The sequence below is a fragment of the Oscillibacter sp. CU971 genome (genome assembly GCF_905219725.1).
GTDB lineage: Bacteria > Bacillota > Clostridia > Oscillospirales > Oscillospiraceae > Oscillibacter.
In genome coordinates this window covers 1-4,487 of the sequence record NZ_CAJMXG010000232.1, presented here as the reverse complement: position 1 = coordinate 4,487, position 4,487 = coordinate 1, and the positions used below count along the sequence as shown (strand labels likewise).

Annotated in this window: 3 protein-coding genes and 1 pseudogene; 3 read left to right on the top strand and 1 reads right to left on the bottom strand. The window is 63.8% G+C overall.

The genetic code is table 11. The annotated features are described in order from the left end of the window. Window positions 1-345, bottom strand: a pseudogene (locus JX325_RS13080) (chloride channel protein); the annotation flags it as partial. A 192-nt stretch (window positions 346-537) separates the two neighbouring features. Between JX325_RS13080 and serC the strand changes: the two are divergent. The 3 genes from serC to JX325_RS13065 all read left to right on the top strand — a co-directional run bounded on the left by serC (window position 538) and on the right by JX325_RS13065 (window position 4,073). Next, window positions 538-1,641, top strand: coding sequence for a 3-phosphoserine/phosphohydroxythreonine transaminase (gene serC, locus JX325_RS13075; RefSeq protein WP_204791544.1), 1,104 nt, complete (start codon window positions 538-540; stop codon window positions 1,639-1,641). Window positions 1,642-1,915: 274 nt separating this feature from the next. After that, entirely contained in the window at window positions 1,916-2,833 is a 918-nt protein-coding gene (locus JX325_RS13070) for an NAD(P)-dependent oxidoreductase (protein ID WP_243414083.1), read from the top strand. Window positions 2,834-2,867: 34 nt separating this feature from the next. After that, a complete protein-coding gene (locus JX325_RS13065) occupies window positions 2,868-4,073 on the top strand; it encodes an L-serine ammonia-lyase, iron-sulfur-dependent, subunit alpha (RefSeq protein WP_204791543.1) in 1,206 nt (401 codons plus the stop codon). Window positions 4,074-4,487 lie beyond the last annotated feature (414 nt).

The window sequence follows — 4,487 nt, the reverse complement described above, 5'->3', positions numbered from 1 at the left end:
GGTCAGCACCGTCCCCAGGAAGATGGCGGGGACCAGCAGGAGGGAGACGCTGCCCCCTTGGCGGATCTGGTCAAAGATGTCGTTGGTCCCCTGGCCTTCGGTGCCCAGCAGCTTGTAAAGCCCCACAATGGCAAGGCCCGCCAGGGGCAGGCCGTACAGCAGCCGGGGATACTCCCCCCGGAGCTCCGTCACGGCTTCCACGGCCATGTGAAACGCCGTGCCCACCAGGCCGCAGGAGATCCCCGCCGCCGTGGCCAGCAGCAGCCACTTTCCCAGGGCCCGGGCGTAAAGCGCCGTCAGATCCCGCCGGGCCCGAAGGTCCCGCTTGATGCCGTCCAATGTCATAGTTTCCCTCCGCTCATGCAACGCGATGCTTATAGTATACAGGGCCCCCGGCCATAATGCAAGCGGAGGGGCGGGAAGAAAGGTTCACCTTTTCACAGAAAATTTGGGAAGACGGTTGATTCCGGTAAAAAAATCCTGTATACTATGGACAGGAAAGCGGCCCCGAAAGGGGCGGAATNTGTNGATNTTTGNATGNAGGAANNCGCTACGAAATACGGCCGCACCTACAATTTCTCCGCCGGCCCTGCCATGATGCCGGAGATCGTGCTGGAGGAGATCGCCGCCGAGATGATGAACTACCGCGGGAGCGGCATNTGCGTCATGGAAATGAGCCACCGGAGCAAGGTGTTCCAGCAGATTCGGGACGAGNCGGAGGCGGACCTCCGCAAGCTGATGGGAATTCCCGGCAACTACAAGGTGCTCTTCATCCAGGGCGGCGGCTCGGTCCAGTTCGCCATGGTTCCCATGAACCTGATGAAAAACGGGGTCGGGTGCTATGTGGAGACCGGCGCCTGGTCCAAGAAGGCCATTGCCGAGGCGAAAAAATACGGCGAGGTCAAAATTGTGGCCTCCTCCGCCGACAAGAACTTCTCCTATATCCCGGACTGCTCCAATCTGGACATTCCGGAGAACGCGGACTATGTCTATATCTGCGAAAACGAGACCATCAACGGCACCACCTATTTCAACCTCCCCGACACCAAGGGGAAGGTGCTGGTGTCCGACCAGTCCAGCATGTTCCTCTCCCGCCCCTGCGACGTGAGCCGGTACGGCCTCATCTGGGGCGGCGTGCAGAAGAACGTGGGCCCGGCGGGCATGGCGGTGGTCATCATCCGGGAGGATCTGCTGCGGGACGATCTTCCAAAATTTGTCCCCACCTATATGAGCTATAAGACCCACGCGGACAACGACTCCCTCTACAACACCCCCAACTGCTGGGCCATCTACTGCTGCGGCAAGGTCTTCAAGTACCTCCTGGATNACGGCGGCNTGGAGGCCATGCACCGGCGCAACGAGGAAAAGGCGAAGATTCTCTACGACTTCCTGGACCAGTCCAAGCTCTTCACCGGGGCCGTGCGGAAGGAGGACCGCTCCCTCATGAACGTGCCCTTCGTCACCNCCACGAAGGACCAGGACGCCGTCGTGNTGGCGNCTTCCAAGGCGGCGGGCTTTGACAACCTCAAGGGCCACAAGAGCGTGGGCGGCCTCCGGGCCTCCATCTACAACGCCATGCCCAAGGAGGGGGTGGAGGCGCTGGTGGAGTTCCTCAAGAAGTACGAACAGGAGCACAACTGAATTAAAGAGGGGACTTCGTCCCCCCTTTCGATTCCCCCCTCCAGTGACATCGGTCACTGGAGCCGCCGCCCAAGNCGGCTGGAGTCTTGGTATTTNCCTGACGCNCATGTCGTCANGAAAATGATTCAAATTTATTTTCCGCCAAGAGCGGAAAACCAGGGGAGTGCCCCTGGACCCCCNTCCGGGCTGCCGGACGCGCCNNGCCCCCAATGGGCNTGAGGGTTTTCCGACATTGGCACCCCTGGGGTGTGCCGGATACGAAAGGGGTACAATTATGATGCTAAAGCGCGTATTGGTCACTGACGGTATGGACGCCTCCGCCGTGGCGAAGCTCCGGGCGGACGGCTGCGAGGTGGTGGAGCAGTTCTATGAGCCCGACGCCCTGGGCCCCGCCCTGCGGGACTTTGACGCGGTGATTATCCGCTCCGCCACCAAAATCAAGGAGCCCCAGATTGACGCCGCCAGGGGCGGGCGGCTCCGGCTCATCGTCCGGGCGGGCGTGGGCATGGACAACATCGCCATTCCCTATGCCGAGGCGGCGGGCATCGCCGTGCGGAACACCCCCCGGGCCTCCTCNAACGCCGTGGCGGAGCTGGCCCTGGCCCTCCTCTTCTCCTGCGCCCGGAACATCTCCGTCGCCGGGCACACCATGCGGGAGAACAAGTGGGAGAAAAAGGCCTATTCCAAGGGCTTCGAGCTCTCCGGCAAAACCGCCGGAATCATCGGCTATGGACGCATCGGCCGGATGGTGGGCGATAAGTGCCAGGCCCTGGGGATGAAGGTCCTCTCCACCGTCCACCGCAACAAGCCGGAGGGCNGCGAGTGCGAGACCATGAAGTTCGTCTCCATGGACGAGTTGCTGGCGGGCTCCGACGTGCTGATTCTCTGCGCCCCCGGCGGGGACAAGGCCCTGGTGGACCGGGAGAGCCTGGGAAAGATGAAGGACGGCGTGGTGATTGTCAACGTCTCCCGGGGCAGCNACGTGGACGAGGGGGCCCTTCTGGAGGCTCTGNNGTNCGGCAAGGTCCGGGCGGCGGGGCTGGACGTGTGGATGAGCGAGAAGGACCCCAACTGGGCCCTGGCCCAGCACCCGGCGGTCTCCTGCACCCCCCACATCGGCGCGGGGACCCGGGAGGCGCAGAAGCGCATCGGCCAGGAGCTGGTGGACATTGTGGAGGGCTTTGCCCCTTGAGGGCGGAGCTCTGGGCACAGGAGTATGAAAAGCCATGCGATCGATTCGTGACATCTATAAGGCGGGCCGGGGGCCCTCCAGCTCCCACACCATGGGCCCCGCCCGGGCCGCCGCCCTCTTCCGGGAGGAGACGCCGGAGGCGGACGCCTACCGGGCGGTGCTGTACGGCTCCCTCTCCAAGACGGGGAAGGGCCACGGAACGGACCGCATCCTGACGGAGACCTTCGCCCCCCTCCCGGCGGAGATTGTCTTCTCCCAGGAGACGGTGGAACAGCACCCCAACACCCTGGACCTCACCGCCCTCCGGGGCGGGCGGGAGCTGTGCACCCAGCGGGTCTACAGCGTGGGCGGCGGGGACCTGGAATGGGAGGGACGCCCCGCCCCGGGGCAGGAGCAGGAGACCTATTTTGAAAACTCCTTCGCCGAAATCAAGGAGTTCTGCGAGTTCCGCTACATCAGCCTCACGGACTACGTGGAGCTGAACGAGGGGGCGGGCATCTGGGAGGACCTGCTGGAAATCTGGTCCGTCATGCAGCGTTCCATTCAGGAGGGGCTGGCCGCCTCCGGGGAGCTGCCCGGGGGGCTGCGCATTGAGCGGAAGGCCAAGTCCATCCACGACCACATTCTGGTGAACAAGCACCCGGAGATCATCGAGTGCCAGCGGGTGTGCTCCTACGCCTATGCCGTGTCGGAGCAGAACGCCGGGAACGGCCTCGTCGTCACCGCCCCCACCTGCGGGTCCTGCGGCGTGCTGCCGGCGGTGCTGTACTACTTCCAGGACANNCGGGGCCTCAGCGATTTGGACGTGGCCCACGCCCTGGGGGTGGCGGGCCTCTTCGGCGCCCTGGCGAAGCGGAACGCCTCCGTCTCCGGGGCGGAGTGCGGCTGTCAGGCGGAGATCGGCGNGGCCTGCGCCATGGCCNCCGCCGCCCTGGGCCAGATCTTCGGCTACTCCGTCAAGCGCATCGAGTACGCCGCCGAGGTGGCCCTGGAGCACCACCTGGGCCTTACCTGCGACCCCATCTGCGGCCTGGTCCAGATTCCCTGCATCGAGCGCAACGCCGTGGCGGCCATGCGGGCCATCAACTCCGCGAACCTGGCCTACTTCCTGGCGGAGACCCGGCGCATCAGCTATGACATGGTGCTCAAGACCATGTACGAAACCGGCATCCACCTGAACCGGAGCTACCGGGCGACCTCCGAAGGGGGGCTTGCCCGGCTGTATTCCCGGCGNGGGTGAAACCGGAAATAAGGAAACGAGAGCCCCGCCTGTCCCTTGGAACAGGCGGGGCATTTTGGGGATNTTGCCGAAACCCCCTTGCAATTTGAGGAAATCCGGGTTACAATAAGAACTGGAAACATGAATGCGGCAGGCCGCCGGGTGTAAGAGGCACCCGACAGCCCTGTACGAGTGTCCGTACCACTCAGCNCAGCAGTTTGAACTGCGCCACGGGCTTATTATACCCATTCCTCCACGCTTTTGCAAGGGTGGATAGCAAGGTTGCGGGAAGGGGAACGATGGGCCGTGCGTTCGCATGCTCTTAGGCGGCGCTGAGTTCTTGGGACTTGGCGCCGCTTTTATGTTTCCGGCGGACGCCCAACCGGAGAGGGAGGTCCCACACACACGGCGGGTCCCCCCCGCCATCCCCTTTCC